This window comes from Streptomyces sp. TM32, from assembly GCF_004122755.1.
Lineage (GTDB): Bacteria > Actinomycetota > Actinomycetes > Streptomycetales > Streptomycetaceae > Streptomyces > Streptomyces sioyaensis.
The window spans coordinates 55,228-70,887 of sequence record NZ_SDIG01000005.1 but is presented as its reverse complement, the minus strand read 5'-3'; the positions used below and the strand labels follow the sequence as shown (position 1 = coordinate 70,887).

Sequence of the window (15,660 nt, the reverse complement as noted above, 5' to 3'; positions counted from 1 at the left end):
ATAGATAGAGGTGAGTTGTGGCAGAAGAGTGTGATGGTGGCAGGAACCGAGCGTGGCGATCTCCTCGGCCCTGCCGGGGCCCCGACGCCATCGTTTTCCGGCGTCGTGCCACGTCAGGGACTCGTGGACCCATGCGACATCCCTCATGCCTTCGGGTCGAACAAGGATGAAGCTTGTCCGAAAATGGGTCGTGCAACTGATCGATCTTTTGTACCGTCAGGAACCTACTGAACGGGGGGATTTCCATGATTCGTCGTGTTTCGCTGGCTGCCGCCGCGTGTGCGGCCGTCGGTTTCTCGCTTGTCACGGTTCCGGCTCATGCGGCTGGAGCCGAGGCGACGCCCGCCCACGCGTCGCAGAAGGTGATGTCAGGGTCGGACCATGTCAAGTGCACCCGCTTGAGCAAGGGGCAACTCTGCATCGTCATGGACAGCCGGCCCCAGTCCATCGATGTCATCTACACCAAAAAGGGTGGCGCGAACATCAAGGCGCAACTCGGGTATCGCATGAACGGTTCGTCGTCGTACGCCGGGCTGGAGACCATCAGCGACGGCGACCGGGCCACCAACACCTGGAAGATGAGCTGGCCCTGCAAGAAGGCCGTTGGCCTGATCAAGGTCAGGGGACAAGGGACCTTCGAAACCCCGGCGGCGACGTTCCCGGGCTGCTGACGAGGTAGCACAGGACGACAAGGGGGACGTGAGCTGGGGAGCAAGGCGGAGGATCGTCCTTGCCCTTGTCACCGACAACACCACCCCCGAGGGGCCCGCCAGGAGCGGGCCCCTTTCGCATGTCGGACCCCGGTCCTGGCCACGAGCGAGGCACCGCATCCCGGCCAACAGATCATGGTGAGCCACGACGAGCGGGGTCAGGCGAAGACGTCCTGCTGGTAGCGCCCGTCGGCATCGAGCCGGGCGAGCCATTCCTGGGCGGCGGCGTCGTCGCTTCCGGTGTGAGCCCGGTGGACGGCGGCGAGTGCCTCGCGTACGGCCGGTGCCATGCGGCGGCCGTCGCCGCAGACGTAGAGGTACGCGCCGTTGTCGAGAGCGTCCCACACCGTGTCCGAGGCGGCGGCGATCGCGTGCTGGACGAACCGGGCCGGGTGGTCGGGGACGGCGGAGAAGGCGGTGTGCACGCGGGCGATCCCGGACTCCTCCCAGCTCTGCATCTCCTCCCGGTAGAACCAGTCGTGCTCCGGGTGGCGGCAGCCGACGAAGACCTGGGACATGCCGACTTCCGTGCCGCCCGCGTGCTGCCGGGCGCGCTCCTCCAGGAATCCCCGCAGCGGCGCGATGCCGGTGCCGGGGCCGATGAGGACGAGCGGTGTCGTGGGGTCGGCCGGCGGTGCGAAGGTCGGCGACGGCACACGTACGTAGCCGTAGAAGACGTCTCCGGGCTCCAGCCTGCGCAGGTACTGCGAGCACAGGCCCCGGTGCTCGCCCTCGCCCGACAGCGCGGGGCCTTCGACAAGTCCGACGGTCAGCCGCACCTGTCGTGGGTCGGCCAGGGGCGAGGAGGAGATGGAGTAGAAGCGGGGGCGGAGGGGCCCCATCATGTCGAGGAAGTCCGCCAGCGGCAGTTCCACGGCGGGGAAGCGCTCCAGCAGGGTGAGCACCGGGACGCGCTTGTCGAGGATCTCCGTCCGGTAGCGCCGCTCGGCCTCCTCGGTGTCGCCCGTGTAAGCCTCCAGCTGGGGCCGGGTCCAGGGGCACCGGGTGTGGTCGGCGAGCGTCCGTATGTGGGCGCGGGTGGCGACGTCCTGGAGCTCCAGGAACTGGGTCAGGAGCAGTTCCGCGGGGACGGGCACGCCCACCGGCAGATGTGTCCTGCCGCCCCCGTTCACCGGGTCGAGCCGGAGCACCTGGTCGCGGTCGAGGCCGAGCCGGCCGAGGGCACGGGCGACCAGCGCCGGGTCGTTCTTGGCGAAGACCGCCAGGTGGTTGCCGGTGTCGTAGTCGACGTCTGCCGGCAGTTCGACCGTGATCGACCGCGCCGACGGCCGCGGTGGCTCGATGCTGAAGTCCCACAGTCCGGTCGGGTCGCCGACGAGTTCCTCGTTGGCGACGACGGTCAGTGGGTACGCCTGCTCGGAGACGATCGAGGGGCGTACCTCGGCCTCGCCGAGGAGTTGCACCCGGAAGGGCGGGCCGTCGTCCGCGGCGGTGTCGGCGGCGTACTCCTCCGCCAGCGCCGACCACAGGATGTTCGTCCAGGCGGAGGCCATGCCGTCGAAGTCGCCCGAGGCGTCGACCTCACCTCGGTCGACCACCGGGGTGGCTCCCGCGGCCAGCAGGGCGGCCTCGATCCGGCGCGGGAACGCCTGGTAGGTCGTCCACTGCGTGTTGCCGGTACCCAGTACCGCGAAGCGCACCCCGGACAGTGCGCCCTCGGGCAGTCCGGTGGCGATCAGCTCGTCGAAGCGCTGGGCGTTGTCGGGGGCCTTGCCGTTGTAGCTCGCGGCGACGGTGACGAGAAGGCCCTCGGCCGGCAGGTGGTCCGCCAGGTCGTCGAGCGTGGTCAACGTGGTGTCGAAGCCGGAACGGCCGGCCCGGTCGGCGATCGTCTGCGCCAGGTCCTCCGTGCTGCCGAGGTTCGAGCCGTAGGCGACGGTGAGGCGCACGCCGACACCGCGGATCGCGGCCTCCCGTTCGTCACCGCCGGTCAGCGCGACCGGGCCCGCGTCGAAAACGTGGCGCTCGTGCGCCCGGCGCGACTGGATGCGGACGTGGAAATCGGACGGCTTGAAGGTCAGCGCCTCCTTGATGTGCATCCGGTAGTCGGCCGGGTCGGAGACGGCGAACTTCTGCAGCACGAGCGCCAGGGCGAGACGGGCCTCGGTGAGCGCGAACTGGCGCCCGATGCAGGCGCGTTCACCGTCGCCGAAGGGCTTGTAGGCGTGCGGGTGGTGTCCCGCTTTGTTCTCGGGAAGCCAGCGGTCGATGTCGAAGTCCTGCGGTCGGTCCCACGCCTTGGGGTGGTTGTGGAGCAGCGGGAAGACGATGCTGGTCTTCTGACCCTTCTTCAGACGGTAGCGGCCGCCGATGACGGTGTCTTCCCGCGCCATCTTGCCGATGAGCGGGATGGGGGACCACAGGCGGAGGGTCTCGTCCAGGACGCGTGGGATGACGTCCAGCTTCATGATCGTCTCGTAGTCGGGGACGGTGTCCCCGGGCAGCAGCCGGTCCACCTCCGCATACGCCTGGGCGAGCACATGCGGGTTGCGCAGCAGCGAGTACAGCGCGAACGAGAGCAGGCCGCTGGTCGTCTCATGACCGGCGATGAGGAACGTCAGCGTCTGGTCCCGGATGTTCTCGTCATCCAGCTGTGTGCCGGTGACCGGGTCGGAGGCGTCCAGCATCAGGCCGAGCAGGTCCCGTTCACCGGTGCCGATCCCCTGGCGGCGCTCCCTGATCACGTTGTCGACGAGTTCCTGCATCTGCCGGATGCTGTCCTGGTAGGACCTGTCCTCGCGCCGCTTGAGCTTGGTGACCAGCGGCAGTTGGGTCATCCGGCCCATGGACACCGTCAGTGCGTGCAGCATCGCCTGGAGGAAGGGGTCCAGTTCGTCGCGCTGGAAGGAGTGGAACCGATAGCCGAATCCGGACAGGGCAATGGTGTCCAGGGTCAGCCGGGTCATGTCGTCGGGCACGTTGACGGGCCGTTCCTGGGAGCGCTGCCACTTGCCGACCAGTTCCTGGGCCACCTCCAGCATCTGCGGGAAGTACGCCTTCATCGACCGCTGGCCGAACGCCGGCATCAGGATCCGGTGGGCCTCGCCCCAGACCTCCTCGTCCTCGCGGGCGGTGAACAGCCCGGCGCCGGTGTAGTCGCGGACGTGGGACAACGGCGGGTCGATCGGCTTGCCGAACCGGGCCGGGTCGCAGACCTCGGTGACCAGGTCGGGGTCGTAGACGAAGACCTGGTCGACACCGGCGATGTCCAGACCGTAGAGGCCCTCGGGGTACCGGCGGCCCAGCTCGGCGAGGTACTGGGCCGGGCCCTCCGACGGGATCTGCAGGGTGTTCCCGACGAGCGGGGCCCCGCGCGGGGCCGGTATGGGGTGGAAATCGGCCATGAGGTACTCCTCGTCCGGATGGGTCCGCGGGTGGCGGAGGTGGCCGCGGCGGCAGCCTGCCACGGGAACAGCGGCCGCCGATACGGCAGCGCACCGTCGTTTCCATACGCTGTATGGAACTGGCCCCAGTGATACCATACGGCGTATGGAAACGCCGAGGAGGGCCCCCCGAGGGACGAGGAAGAGGGACGTACCGCTCACCGAGGAAGGCATCTGCGTCGCGGCGCTGCGCCTCATCGACGCCGCCGGGGTCGAGGCGCTCACCATGCGCAAACTCGCGGCCGAGCTGAACGCCAACCCGATGTCGCTCTACCACCACGTGCCGAACAAAGAAGCCCTGCTGCGCGGCGTGGCGAAGCTGGTCGGCTCCCAGTTCCGCACGCCGGAAGCGGAGGACCGGCCCTGGCAGGAGCGACTACACCAACTCGCCCTGGACTTCCGCGCGTTGGCTCACCGCCACCCCAATCTGGTGGCGCACACCTTCAGCCACCCCGACTTCATCCAGCCGGAGGACCCCTTCTGGCTGGGGCTCACGGGGACACTCGCCGCCGCGGGAGTGCCGCAACGCGAGATCCCCCGGGTGGGCGCTGTGCTGTGTGCCGTGTTCTCGGGGCTGTTGCTCACCGAACTGAACGGAGCGCTGCAGCGATGGACGAGCCTGCCTGCCTCGCCTGCCGTTCACGGTGGGGAAGAGGCGTCCGAGGTGACGTCGGCCGATGCGGACACCTTGTTCCGCCGCGCGCTGGAGGCCGCGATCGCCGGTGTGGAGAGCCAGACGGCTGCTTGCGTCGCGGGCCGTGGAACCGAGGGCGGCAACGCGTAGACGAGTCGCCCCTGGGTGTCATGACGTGCTCGTACCGGCCTCATCCGGGGGTGGGTCGTAGGGGATGTCCGCCCAGGGATCGAGGGATATCGGGCTGGTACGTCGACCGTGGTCGTCGAGTAGCCAGCCCATGCGTTTGCTCATGCGCAGGACGATGGCGCGTTCGGTCAGGGTCAGCGTGGGGAATCGTTCGGCGAGGCCGGTCTCCAGACGCTGGCTGTCGCCGAGGGAGCGTAGCCAGACGATGACGAGCAGGTTGTCCGTTCCGGTGATCGCGGCGCACATCCTGATTTCCGGCAGGGTCAGCAGCGTCTGAGCGATCCTGTCGAGTTCGTGGGCGGGGACGCGGGCCCAGAAGTAGGCGTGCACGGGCCAGCCGCTGATGACGTCGGACACTTCGCAGCGGAAGGACACCAGGCCCTCTCGGACCATGCGTTCCAGGCGCCGGCGGGTGGTGGACACGCTGGTCGAGGTGAGGGCGGCGAGTTCGGCGGCTGTCCGGCGGCCGTCGGACGACAGCGGCAGCAGAAGATCGCGGAACCCTTCGTGGGACGTCCGGCTTCCTGCGGAGGTCTGCGGGTGGTGGCGGGTCAGGTGGGCGCGCTGGTCGGGCGAGAGAGCCTGGAGCCGCCACTTGTTGCCTTCGCTGTAGAAGCGGGTTGCGGTGCTGGTACGGGTGCCGCGTACTCCGGGCAGCTGGCTGACGTGGTCCAGTACGAACTGCGACAGCGCCTGAAGGTCGGGGAACAGGGCCACAAGGAACAGGTCGCGGCCGCTGGCGACCTGGGAGACCGAGGCGATCTGCGGCACGCCGGCGAGCGCATCCACCACCTGCTGTCGGGCGGTGGGTTGGCAGTCGACTTCGATGAAGGCCAGACAGCACTGTTCGGTCCACAGCGCCAGGTTCGGGTAGGCGGTCACCCAGACGACGCCCTGTTTGGTCATGCGCTCCCAGCGCCGCGCCACCGTGGCCGAGTGGAGGCCGAGAACCTTTCCCACTTCGGTCCAGGTGGCCCGCGGCGCTATCTGCATCACATTGATCAGCGACAGATCATCTTCGTCGAGGCTGAACGAATCTTGCATTGGATCGCACCCTGTGAACGTTCCCGCTGATTTCGGCGCTGCTGTCGCGCGCCTGTCCACCCTAGGGACATCCGCCGTTCGACACCATGCCCGAGTCCCTGGAGGTGCACCCGCTGTCATGGCGACCTATGAGGATGCGACCGCGATGCGCGAAGAGCTGGTCCGGCTGCGTCGCGGCCTGCACACCGATCCCGAGGTGGGGCTGGACCTGCCGCGTACCCAGGAGAAAGTGCTGGGAGCGCTGGACGGCCTGCCACTGGAGATCTCCACGGGCAGCCATCTGTCCTCGGTCACGGCAGTGCTGCGCGGAGGGCGGCCGGGACCCGTCGTGCTGCTCCGGGCGGACATGGACGCCCTGCCGGTGACGGAGCGCACCGGTCTGGAATTCTCCTCCGCGACACCGGGCGTCATGCACGCCTGCGGCCACGATCTGCACACCACGATGCTGGTCGGTGCCGCCCATCTGCTCGCCGCGCGGCGGCAGGATCTCGCCGGCGACGTGGTGCTGATGTTCCAGCCGGGCGAGGAGGGGTGCGACGGAGCGGGCGCGATGCTGGCCGAAGGCATCCTGGAGGCCGCGGGGCCACGGCCGGTCGCGGCCTACGCACTGCACGTGTTCACCACCGACTTTCCCGCCGGCGTCTTCATGGCGCGCAGCGGTGCGACCATGGCGGCGACCAACAACGTGGATGTCACCGTCATCGGGGCCGGCGGACATGCCTCGGCGCCGCACCGGGCCAAGGATCCGGTGCCCGCGGCATGCGAGATGGTCACCGCGCTGCAGACCATGGTCTCCCGGACCTGCGACCCCTTCGATCCGGTCGTCCTGACCATCGGTTCCCTCCACGCCGGCACCCGCCGCAACGTGATCCCCGAAACGGTGCGGATGGAGGGCACCGTGCGCACGTTCTCCACCCGGGCGCAGAACCGGATGCAGGACGCGGTGGTGACCCTCGTACGCCAGATCGCCGCCGCCCACGGTCTGCGGGCGGAGGTCGAGTTCACCAAGCGTTACCCGGTGACGGTCAACGACGAGCGCGAGACCGCCTTCGTCCGGTCCACCGTCACCGAGACCTTCGGCGAGCACCGCTTCCGGCCGCTCGCCCACCCCCTCACCGGCGCCGAGGACTTCTCCCGCATCCTGGCCGAGGTGCCCGGCAGCCTGGTCATGCTGGGCGCCGCTCCGGCCGGTGCAGACCCTTCGACAGTGGCGAACAACCACTCTCCCTATGCGGAGTTCGACGAGGGCGTGCTGTGCGACGGCGCCGCTCTCTACGCCGATCTGGCCACCCGCCGACTGGCAGCACAGCCTGCCGGAGGACTCGCTGCGACTCCCGCCTGCTGACCGTCCCCGTCGCTCACCCTGCCCCCACCCGTCGCTCACCCTGCCCCCGTCGCTCCCCCCTGCCCCGTCGCTCACCTGGAGGTCCCCCTTGTCACCCGCACCCTCCACCCGCCCGGTGCCCGTCACCGAGCCGGGCCACAGACACTCCGGCCGAGAACAACGTCGTGCCCTCATCGGCACCGGCATCGGCAACGCGCTCGAATGGTACGACTGGCACGTCTACGGCATCTTCGCGCCGTTCTTCGCCCAGCAGTTCTTCAATCCGGACAACGAACTGTCGGCCCTGCTGTCCACACTGGCCATCTTCGCGGTGGGCTTCGCGATGCGGCCGATCGGCGCCTTCGTCTTCGGCCGGCTCGCGGACCGCAAGGGCCGACGCCTGGCCATGGTGCTCTCGATCGGCATGGGGTCGGTGGGCAGCCTGGCGATAGGCCTCGCCCCCACCTACGCGAGCATCGGCGCCGTGGCCTCGCTGATTCTGCTCCTGGCCAGGCTCACCCAGGGCATGGCCCATGGCGGCGAACTGCCCTCTTCCCAGACCTACCTCGCCGAGACGGCCCCACCCGAGCGCCGCGGCCGGTGGACCAGCACCATCTACGTCTCCGGGGCCTGCGGCATGCTGATCGCCACCCTGCTGGGCGCCGGCCTCGCGGCCCTGTACGGCACGGAGGCCCTGAAGGCATGGGGCTGGCGGGTACCGTTCGTCATCGGCGGACTGCTCGGCATCTACGCCCTCTTCCTACGACGCAAACTCACGGAAACGCACGCCTTCAACAAGGAACGCACCTCCCGAAGTGCGGCACCGCAGCGCGTGTCCGTGCTGCGCGGCATGTGGCAGAACCGTGCCGCTGCCGGGCGGGTGATCGGCCTGACCGCAGGCTTCACGGTGACCTACCAGGCCTGGACCACTGCCGCCCCCACCTACGCGATCGGCGTGACGAAGCTGGACTCGACCGCAGTGCTGCTCGCCGAGGTGGTCGCACTCTTGATCTTCATCGCGGCGCTGCCGCTGTGCGGATCGCTGTCCGACCGGCTCGGACGCCGGCCCAACATGCTGATCTTCTTTCTGGGCATGGCAGTGCTCGCCTACCCCCTGCTGCTCCTGGCCCGAGCGGGCGGAGTCTGGCAGCTCGGCCTGGCCATGACCATCGCCCTCCTCTTCACCGCGATGTGCGCGTCCATTGCGCCCGCGCTCTTCGCCGAACTGTTCCCCACCCATGTGCGTACCACCGGCACCGGCGTCCCGTACGCGATCGCCGTGGCACTCTTCGGCGGAACCACCCCCTACCTGCAGACCTGGCTCGCCAGTCACGACGCACAGAACTACTTCACCGGCTACAACATCGCTCTGCTGCTGGTCGGCGCCCTGGTCGTCCTCACCGGCCCCGAGACACGAGCCAAGCCACTGGAGTAGGGCCCGCCCGCAGCCGATGAACTCCGCTCGGTTCAAGCGCCGTTGCCCGAGCGGTACCCGGCCCCGGCCACCACCCGAGGTGGCCGGGGCCCTTGCCTGTGGGCATGCCAAGTCCGGGACCGGTCCCGGTCACCGTCCCGCTCTGGCCGCCATGCGGCGTGCCATCTCGTGCACCGACTGGGCATGCAGTTCGAACATCGCCCTCAAGTCGACGGCGTCGCCGGTGATCTCCCGCTGTACGAACAGGCCGTCGGAGCCCGCGATGGCGTATGTCGTGAGCGTGTGGATCTCGGCCTCGTCCAACTCGGGGAAGAGGGTCTGCAGCATCTCGGTGATCTTCTGGCGCGCGACTCCCCTGGCCTGGAGGAAGACGGTCCGGCCGCGGGGCTCGGTGGGCCGCCGCTCCAGGGCGAGCATGAGACCGAGGCGCAGGAAGTCGGGCGCCTCGACCAGTGACTTGGCCACGTTCGCGGCCATGACGGTGACCCGCTGCAGGGACGTACCCGTCTCCTCGCCCGGCAGTTCCACCGCGGCGAGCCAACTGTCGAAGCTGCGCTCGATGACCGCGGCGATCAGGTCGTCCTTGTCCTTGAAATGCCAGTAGATCGAGCTCGCCGGCAGCCCGCACTTGGCACTGACGGCCGCGATGGACGTTCCCTCGTACCCGCGCTCGCCCGCGATCTCCACGGCGGCGTCGAGGATGCGCTGGCGCGACTCCATTCCGTTCGCCCGCTTCCGGCGCGTCGTCTGCGGCCTGGTCATGGCACGTCCCTCCTGTTGCGCCGGGACTTGACCGTATCCGGCGTCGAGCTTAGTGTAGCGTTCATTCCAATTGGAGTGAACGCTACAGCAAGCGCCACGAGGAGCCGGTGAGCGTCAGCTGGGGTCCCGGCCGCGGATGGCCAGGGAAAGCGTCCTGCTGCCCTGGGTGACCACCCGCCGTACGGGCGCCTTCGCCCTGCGACCCCACGCCTGCGTCTCCGCAGCCGCCTCCACACACCCGACACCCGCCACCGCTCCAGCGGCCTTGTCCCTGCCGACGCACCCCGTCCGACCGCGAGACCGCCCAGTAAGGACCGACACCATGACCCCGCAGACCGACCTGCCGACGATGCAGGAGACGACGTACGACATCGGCGGAAAGAAGATCTTCGCCGCGGAGGCGGGTGACGGCCCGCCCGTGCTCCTGCTGCACGGCGGCGGCCCCGGCGCCTCCGGCGTATCCAACTACGCCCGCAACATTGCCGAGTTGGCCAAGGAGTACCGGGTCATCGTGCCCGACCTGCCCGGCTACGGGCGCAGCTCCAAGGGTGTCGACGGCAGCGACCCCTTCGGCTACCTGGCCGACGGCATCCGTGGCCTGATGGACGCACTCGGCCTGGACAAGGCCCATCTGGTCGGCAACTCCTACGGCGGCGCCTGCGCCCTGCGGCTGGCCCTGGACACCCCTGAGCGGGTCGACCGGATGGTGCTGATGGGGCCCGGCGGGGTCGGCAACACCCGGGCCCTGCCCACTGCCGGACTCAACAACCTGCTGGGCTACTACACCGGCGAGGGCCCCTCGCGGCTGAAGCTGGAGAAGTTCATCCGCAACTACCTCGTCTTCAACGCCGCGGAGGTCCCGGACTCCGCCATCGAGGAGCGCTACCAGGCCAGCATCGACCCCGAGGTGATCGCCTCTCCGCCGCTGCAACGCCCCGCCGGGCTGCGCACCTTGTGGAAGATGGACTTCACCCGCGACCCGCGCCTGGGCAAGCTGCCCGTGCCCACCCTCGTCCTGTGGGGCGCCGAGGACAAGGTCAACCGGCCGGCCGGCGGCCGGATGCTGGCCGACCGCATGCCCAACTGCGATCTGTACCTCGCCGCCAACACCGGACACTGGGTGCAGTTCGAGCGCACCGACCTGTTCAACCGCCTGTGCGCCGACTTCCTGGCCGGCCGCCGATGATCCCCCATGACGCCCCGTCCATCTTCGGCGCGGTCCACCTCGGATACATCGTCATCGAGAGCAACCGCTTCGCCGACTGGCGCCGCTTCGGCACCGATGCCATCGGCATGCACCACGACGCCCTCTCCCGCAACCTGATGCGCTTCCGCCTCGACGACCAGGAATGCCGCTTCCTGCTCCGGCGTGGCCCCGCCGAGGACGTCGTCGCGACCGGCTGGCACGTCGACGACCACGCCACCTTCGAACGCATCGAGGCCCGCATCCGCTCCCACGGCGTCCCCCTCACCGTCGGCACCGACGAGGAGGCCGCCCTACGCGGTGTCGAGCGCCTGCTGCGATTCCCCGGCCCCAAGGGCATCACGCAGGAGATCTACACCACCCCGGCGACGTCGGACGAGCCGCTGCGCATGCTCGCCTCAGGCTTCGTCACCGGCGACAGCGGCATGGGTCACATCGCGCTGACCTCCACCAAGCCGGCGCAGACCCGTTCCTACTTCCACACCGTCTTCGACGCCCGCCTGACCGACTACATCGACGAGACCTTCAGCGGCGTCAAGTTCAAGATTCGCTTCCTGCGCGTCAACGAACGCCACCACTCCATCGCGATCGCCGCCGCCCGCGGCCTGCCGATCGATGCGGTCCGCACCCGGGTGCAGCACGTCAACATCCAGGCCGCCACCCTCGATGACGTGGCCCAGAGCTACCAGCGCGTGCACGAACTCGGCTTCGACATGGCGTTGTCCGTCGGCCAGCACACCAACGACAAGGAACTCTCCTACTACGCCCGCACCCCATCGGGCTTCGAGTGGGAGGTCGGCTGGAACCCCGTCGTCGTCGACGAGTCCACTTGGGAGCCCACGACCTACCAGGGCATCAGCATCTGGGGCCACCTTCCGGTCGGCCGGACCATCATCGACAAACTCGCCCAGTTCCGGGACGGGGCCCGCTCCCTGGGGCGCCCGGAGAGCACGGTTTTGTCGCTGAGCGGCGCAGGCATACCCGGCGACTGACCCGCAGTCGCGCACCGCGCCCGTCCAGGTGCCGAAGGCCAACAGCCGGGGCGATCCGGTGAGCCCATCGCCCGGTCAGGTGCCGGAGCGCAACGCACGGGACAGTCCCAGCGCGGCGGTCCGTACCGCCGGAGCGAGCTGGGCGGGCCGGAAGCGGCTGCGGGGCACGGCGACCGACAGCGCCGCCACCGCCACCGGCCCGTCGAAGACGGGTGCCGCGATGCAGCTGACGCCCAGGGCGGCCTCTTCCTCCTCGTAGGCCAGGCCCGCAACCTGAGCCTGCTCGATGGCGGTGCGCAGCCGCTCCGGATCGGTGACCGAGTGCGGTGTGAGGCGAGGGAGGGGCGTGTCCAGCACCTCCTCCGTCAGCTCCGCGCCGGAGAAGGCCAACAGGGCCTTGCCGACGCCCGTGCAGGTCAGGGGAAGCCGACCGCCGATCCGGGAGGGGAGCCGCAGGGCGCCGTGGCCGTGGATGCGCTCCACGTAGACCACCTCGTGGCCTTCGCGCACCCCCAGATGGACGGTCTCGTGCGTGGCCTCGAACAGGTCCTGCAGAAAAGGCAGGGCAGCCTCGCGCAGATCATGCCGGCGCGGCACGAGCGAACCGAGTTCGAAGAGCTTGCCGCCGAGCCGGTAGCCCTCCGCATCGCGTTCGAGCAGACCGAGCCGGACCAGTTCGCCACACAGCCGGAACGCCGTGGTCTTGGTCAGACCTGCCCGCTCAGAGAGTTCTGTGAGGCGGAACATGCCGCCGTCCGGCCGGAAGCAATCCAGGACCGCCATTGCCTTGTCCAGCATGTTTCCCTGTGCGCTGTTCCGTGTCATGGAACATATTTTGCCGTCCTTCACGAGGTGCGCCTATACCTGGCATGCGTCGCCTGCGTCTCATGCGTCGCCTCGACAGTCGGCACGCCCGTACCGATCCCCACACCAGATCCGCTCCCTTCCGGAGGTAATCCGCATGCCCATCCCGCAGCCCCCTCGCACCGCTCCGGACAGGGGCGAAGTATGAACGCCCACGACTCCGCCGGTGCGGTGGCGGGGGCGGCGGCCGTCCTGGCCGAAGCCTCCCGCACCGGCGTCCCGTGCCGTCCGGTGCGTGATCTGCTGCCCGAGGCGGACATCGAGGCCGCCTACGCGGTGCAGCGGCTGAACGTCGAGCGAGGCGTCGCCGCCGGGCGGCGCCCGGCAGGTCGGAAGATCGGCCTGACCTCACCCGCCGTGCAACGCCAACTCGGCGTCGACCAGCCCGACTTCGGAGCCCTGTTCGCCGACATGGCGGTGCCCGAGGGGCAGCCGATCGCCCCCGGCCGGCTGGTGCAGCCGAAGATCGAGGCGGAGGTCGCCCTGGTACTCGGCGCGGACCTGCCGCACCGGGACCCGACCGTCGCCGACCTGTTGCGGGCCACGGCGTTCGCCGTGCCCGCGCTGGAGGTCGTCGACAGCCGCATCGCCGACTGGGACATCACCATCGTCGACACGGTCGCCGACAACGCCTCCTGCGGCCTGTTCGTCCTCGGCGGCGCCCCCGTACCGCTGGACCGGGTCGACCTGCGCGGCGTACGGATGACCCTGACCAGAAACGGCGAGACCGTCTCGCAGGGTACCGGCGTCGACTGCCTGGGCAGCCCGCTCACCGCCGCCCTCTGGCTCGCCTCCACGCTCGCCGGCCTGGGCGAGCCGCTGCGGGCCGGCGACGTCGTCCTGACCGGCGCGCTCGGCCCGATGGCGGTCGCCGCCGAAGGCGACGAGTTCACCGCCCACATCGAAGGACTCGGCACGGTCACCACCGCGTTCGACGCCCCCGCCACGGAAGGAACCGGAGCATGACCACGAAGGTCGCCGTCATCGGCTCGGGCAACATCGGCACCGACCTCATGATCAAGATTCTGCGGCTCTCCGACTCTCTGGAGATCGCCGCCATGGTCGGCATCGACCCCGACTCCGACGGCCTGGCCCGCGCCCGGCGGCTGAAGGTCGCGACCACCCACAAGGGCGTGGACGGCCTGGTCGAGCTGGACGAGTTCGCGGACGTGTCCCTCGTCTTCGACGCCACCTCCGCCGGCGCGCACAAGCGCCACGACGAGGTGCTGCGCACGCTGGGCCGCTCGGTCGTCGACCTCACCCCTGCCGCGCTCGGCCCGTACGTCGTGCCGCCGGTCAACGGCGAGGCCCACCTGAGCGCGCCCAACGTCAACATGGTCACGTGCGGCGGGCAGGCCACCACCCCCATCGTGGCCGCCGTCGCGGACGTGACCCCGGTCCACTACGCAGAGATCGTCGCCTCCATCTCCTCCCGTTCGGCGGGCCCCGGCACGCGGGCCAACCTCGACGAATTCACCGAGACCACCTCGTCGGCCATCGAGCAGGTCGGCGGCGCGGCCCGCGGCAAGGCGATCATCGTCCTCAACTCCGCCGAGCCGCCCCTCATCATGCGGGACACGGTGCACTGCGTCATCGGTGACTGCGACGACGCCGCAGTGACCGCCTCCGTGGAGGAGATGGTCGCGCGCGTCCAGACGTACGTCCCCGGCTATCGCCTCAAGCAGAAGGTGCAGTTCGAACGCGTCGCCGTCGACAGCCCACTGCGCTCCCTGCTGCCGGCCGACTCCCGGTCCGGCCAGGCCGCCAAGGTGTCGGTGTTCCTCGAAGTGGAGGGCGCCGCCCACTACCTGCCCGCCTATGCAGGCAACCTCGACATCATGACCTCGGCCGCCCTGCGCACCGCCGAGCGCATGGCCGCCCACCGCGCCACGAAGGTGGTCTCCCGATGACCGCACTGCCACAGAACGCCCTGTACGTGCAGGACGTGACCCTCAGGGACGGCATGCACGCCGTCCGCCACCGCTACACCGTCGAGCAGGCCCGCACCATCGCCGGCGCACTCGACGCCGCCGGAGTCGCCGCGATCGAGATCGCCCACGGCGACGGTCTGTCCGGCTCCAGCATCACCTACGGCGTCGGCGCCCACACCGACTGGGAGTGGATCGAGGCCGTCTGCGACGCCGTGACCCACGCGGTGCCCACCACCCTTCTCCTGCCCGGCATCGGCACCGTGCACGACCTGCGCCGCGCACACGCGCTCGGCATCCGCTCGGTACGTGTCGCCACCCACTGCACCGAGGCCGACATCTCCGCCCAGCACATCGCCGCCGCCCGCGACCTGGGCATGGACGTGGCCGGCTTCCTGATGATGTCCCACATGGCCGACCCCGCCGAACTGGCCCAGCAGGCCCGGTTGATGGAGTCCTACGGCGCGCACTGCGTCTACGTCACCGACTCCGGCGGCCACCTCACCATGGACGGCGTACGCGACCGCGTCCGCGCCTACCGCGACGTTCTCGATCCGTCCACCGAGCTGGGAATCCACGCCCACCACAACCTCGGGCTCGGCGTGGCCAACTCGGTCGTCGCCGTCGAAAACGGCGTCACCCGCGTCGACGCCTCCCTCGCCGGCCAGGGAGCCGGAGCCGGCAACTGCCCCCTGGAAGCATTCGTCGCGGTCGCCGACGTGATGGGCTGGGAGCACGGCTGCGACCTGTTCCCCCTGATGGACACCGCCGACGACGTCGTACGCCCCCTCCAGGACCGCGAGGTGCGGGTCGACCGCGAGACCCTCACCCTCGGCTACGCCGGCGTGTACTCCAGCTTCCTGCGCCACGCCGAGCAGGCCGCCGGCCACTACGGCATCGACGCCCGCGCCATCCTCATCGAGGTCGGTCGACGCAAGCTGGTCGGCGGCCAGGAAGACATGATCACCGACATCGCCCTCGATCTCGTAGCAGCCCGCACCACCGCCTGACCCGAAAGCCGCACGCGGTCGGTTTCCTGGGAGGACGCAATCGGAAGCCGAGCGCGAAGCGGCGCGGGGGCCACAACCGCCTTCGCGCCGCCCTCCAGATCCGCACGGCCCGGCGCTCCCGCACCGCCGGGCCACGCGCGGATCGGGCGAGGCCGATCCG

Annotated in this window: 13 protein-coding genes; 9 read left to right on the top strand and 4 right to left on the bottom strand. The window is 69.7% G+C overall.

Going from position 1 to position 15,660, the window contains the following annotated elements; all coding sequences use genetic code 11:
* Positions 1-245 precede the first annotated feature (245 nt).
* Positions 246-671: a hypothetical protein gene (locus EST92_RS31940; RefSeq protein WP_129279326.1), complete on the top strand. Its 426-nt coding sequence runs from the start codon at positions 246-248 to the stop codon at positions 669-671.
* 197 nt (positions 672-868) lie between these two features.
* On the opposite strand, the gene EST92_RS02440 is transcribed toward EST92_RS31940, so the two are convergent.
* Positions 869-4,075 carry a cytochrome P450 gene (locus tag EST92_RS02440; RefSeq protein WP_129279325.1) on the bottom strand — a complete coding sequence of 1,069 codons (3,207 nt, stop codon included), beginning with the start codon at positions 4,073-4,075 and terminating at the stop codon, positions 869-871.
* Positions 4,076-4,220: 145 nt separating this feature from the next.
* Here EST92_RS02440 and EST92_RS02435 point away from each other — a divergent pair, with 145 nt between their 5' ends.
* Entirely contained in the window at positions 4,221-4,898 is a 678-nt protein-coding gene (locus tag EST92_RS02435; protein WP_129279324.1) for a TetR/AcrR family transcriptional regulator, read from the top strand.
* An 18-nt stretch (positions 4,899-4,916) separates the two neighbouring features.
* On the opposite strand, the gene EST92_RS02430 is transcribed toward EST92_RS02435, so the two are convergent.
* Positions 4,917-5,981 (bottom strand): Lrp/AsnC family transcriptional regulator, encoded by a 1,065-nt coding sequence (locus EST92_RS02430; protein WP_129279323.1) that lies wholly within the window; start codon positions 5,979-5,981, stop codon positions 4,917-4,919.
* Between the two features lie 118 nt (positions 5,982-6,099).
* On the opposite strand from EST92_RS02430, the gene EST92_RS02425 reads away from it, so the two are divergent.
* Positions 6,100-7,326, top strand: coding sequence for a M20 family metallopeptidase (locus tag EST92_RS02425; protein WP_129279322.1), 1,227 nt, complete (start codon positions 6,100-6,102; stop codon positions 7,324-7,326).
* Between the two features lie 88 nt (positions 7,327-7,414).
* Positions 7,415-8,740 (top strand): MFS transporter, encoded by a 1,326-nt coding sequence (locus EST92_RS02420; protein ID WP_216849064.1) that lies wholly within the window; start codon positions 7,415-7,417, stop codon positions 8,738-8,740.
* A gap of 129 nt (positions 8,741-8,869) precedes the next feature.
* On the opposite strand, the gene EST92_RS02415 is transcribed toward EST92_RS02420, so the two are convergent.
* On the bottom strand, positions 8,870-9,502 hold the full coding sequence (locus EST92_RS02415) for a TetR/AcrR family transcriptional regulator (RefSeq protein WP_129279320.1): 633 nt from the start codon (positions 9,500-9,502) through the stop codon (positions 8,870-8,872).
* Between the two features lie 322 nt (positions 9,503-9,824).
* Here EST92_RS02415 and EST92_RS02410 point away from each other — a divergent pair, with 322 nt between their 5' ends.
* Complete coding sequence (locus tag EST92_RS02410; protein ID WP_129279319.1) at positions 9,825-10,688, top strand: alpha/beta hydrolase; 864 nt, start codon at positions 9,825-9,827, stop codon at positions 10,686-10,688.
* Positions 10,685-11,698: a VOC family protein gene (locus EST92_RS02405; RefSeq protein ID WP_129279318.1), complete on the top strand. Its 1,014-nt coding sequence runs from the start codon at positions 10,685-10,687 to the stop codon at positions 11,696-11,698. Before EST92_RS02410 ends, EST92_RS02405 begins: the two co-directional genes overlap by 4 nt.
* A 75-nt stretch (positions 11,699-11,773) precedes the next feature.
* Here EST92_RS02405 and EST92_RS02400 read toward each other — a convergent pair whose 3' ends face one another.
* Positions 11,774-12,496 (bottom strand): IclR family transcriptional regulator, encoded by a 723-nt coding sequence (locus EST92_RS02400; protein WP_129279349.1) that lies wholly within the window; start codon positions 12,494-12,496, stop codon positions 11,774-11,776.
* Between the two features lie 210 nt (positions 12,497-12,706).
* On the opposite strand from EST92_RS02400, the gene mhpD reads away from it, so the two are divergent.
* Genes mhpD through dmpG form a run of 3 tightly spaced genes read left to right on the top strand, consistent with a single transcriptional unit; the run spans position 12,707 to position 15,500 of the window.
* Positions 12,707-13,528, top strand: coding sequence for a 2-keto-4-pentenoate hydratase (gene mhpD, locus EST92_RS02395; RefSeq protein ID WP_129279317.1), 822 nt, complete (start codon positions 12,707-12,709; stop codon positions 13,526-13,528).
* Complete coding sequence (locus EST92_RS02390; protein WP_129279316.1) at positions 13,525-14,472, top strand: acetaldehyde dehydrogenase (acetylating); 948 nt, start codon at positions 13,525-13,527, stop codon at positions 14,470-14,472. Before mhpD ends, EST92_RS02390 begins: the two co-directional genes overlap by 4 nt.
* Positions 14,469-15,500 (top strand): 4-hydroxy-2-oxovalerate aldolase, encoded by a 1,032-nt coding sequence (dmpG, locus tag EST92_RS02385; protein WP_129279315.1) that lies wholly within the window; start codon positions 14,469-14,471, stop codon positions 15,498-15,500. The genes EST92_RS02390 and dmpG overlap by 4 nt, the downstream gene beginning before the upstream one ends.
* Positions 15,501-15,660: the final 160 nt, after the last annotated feature.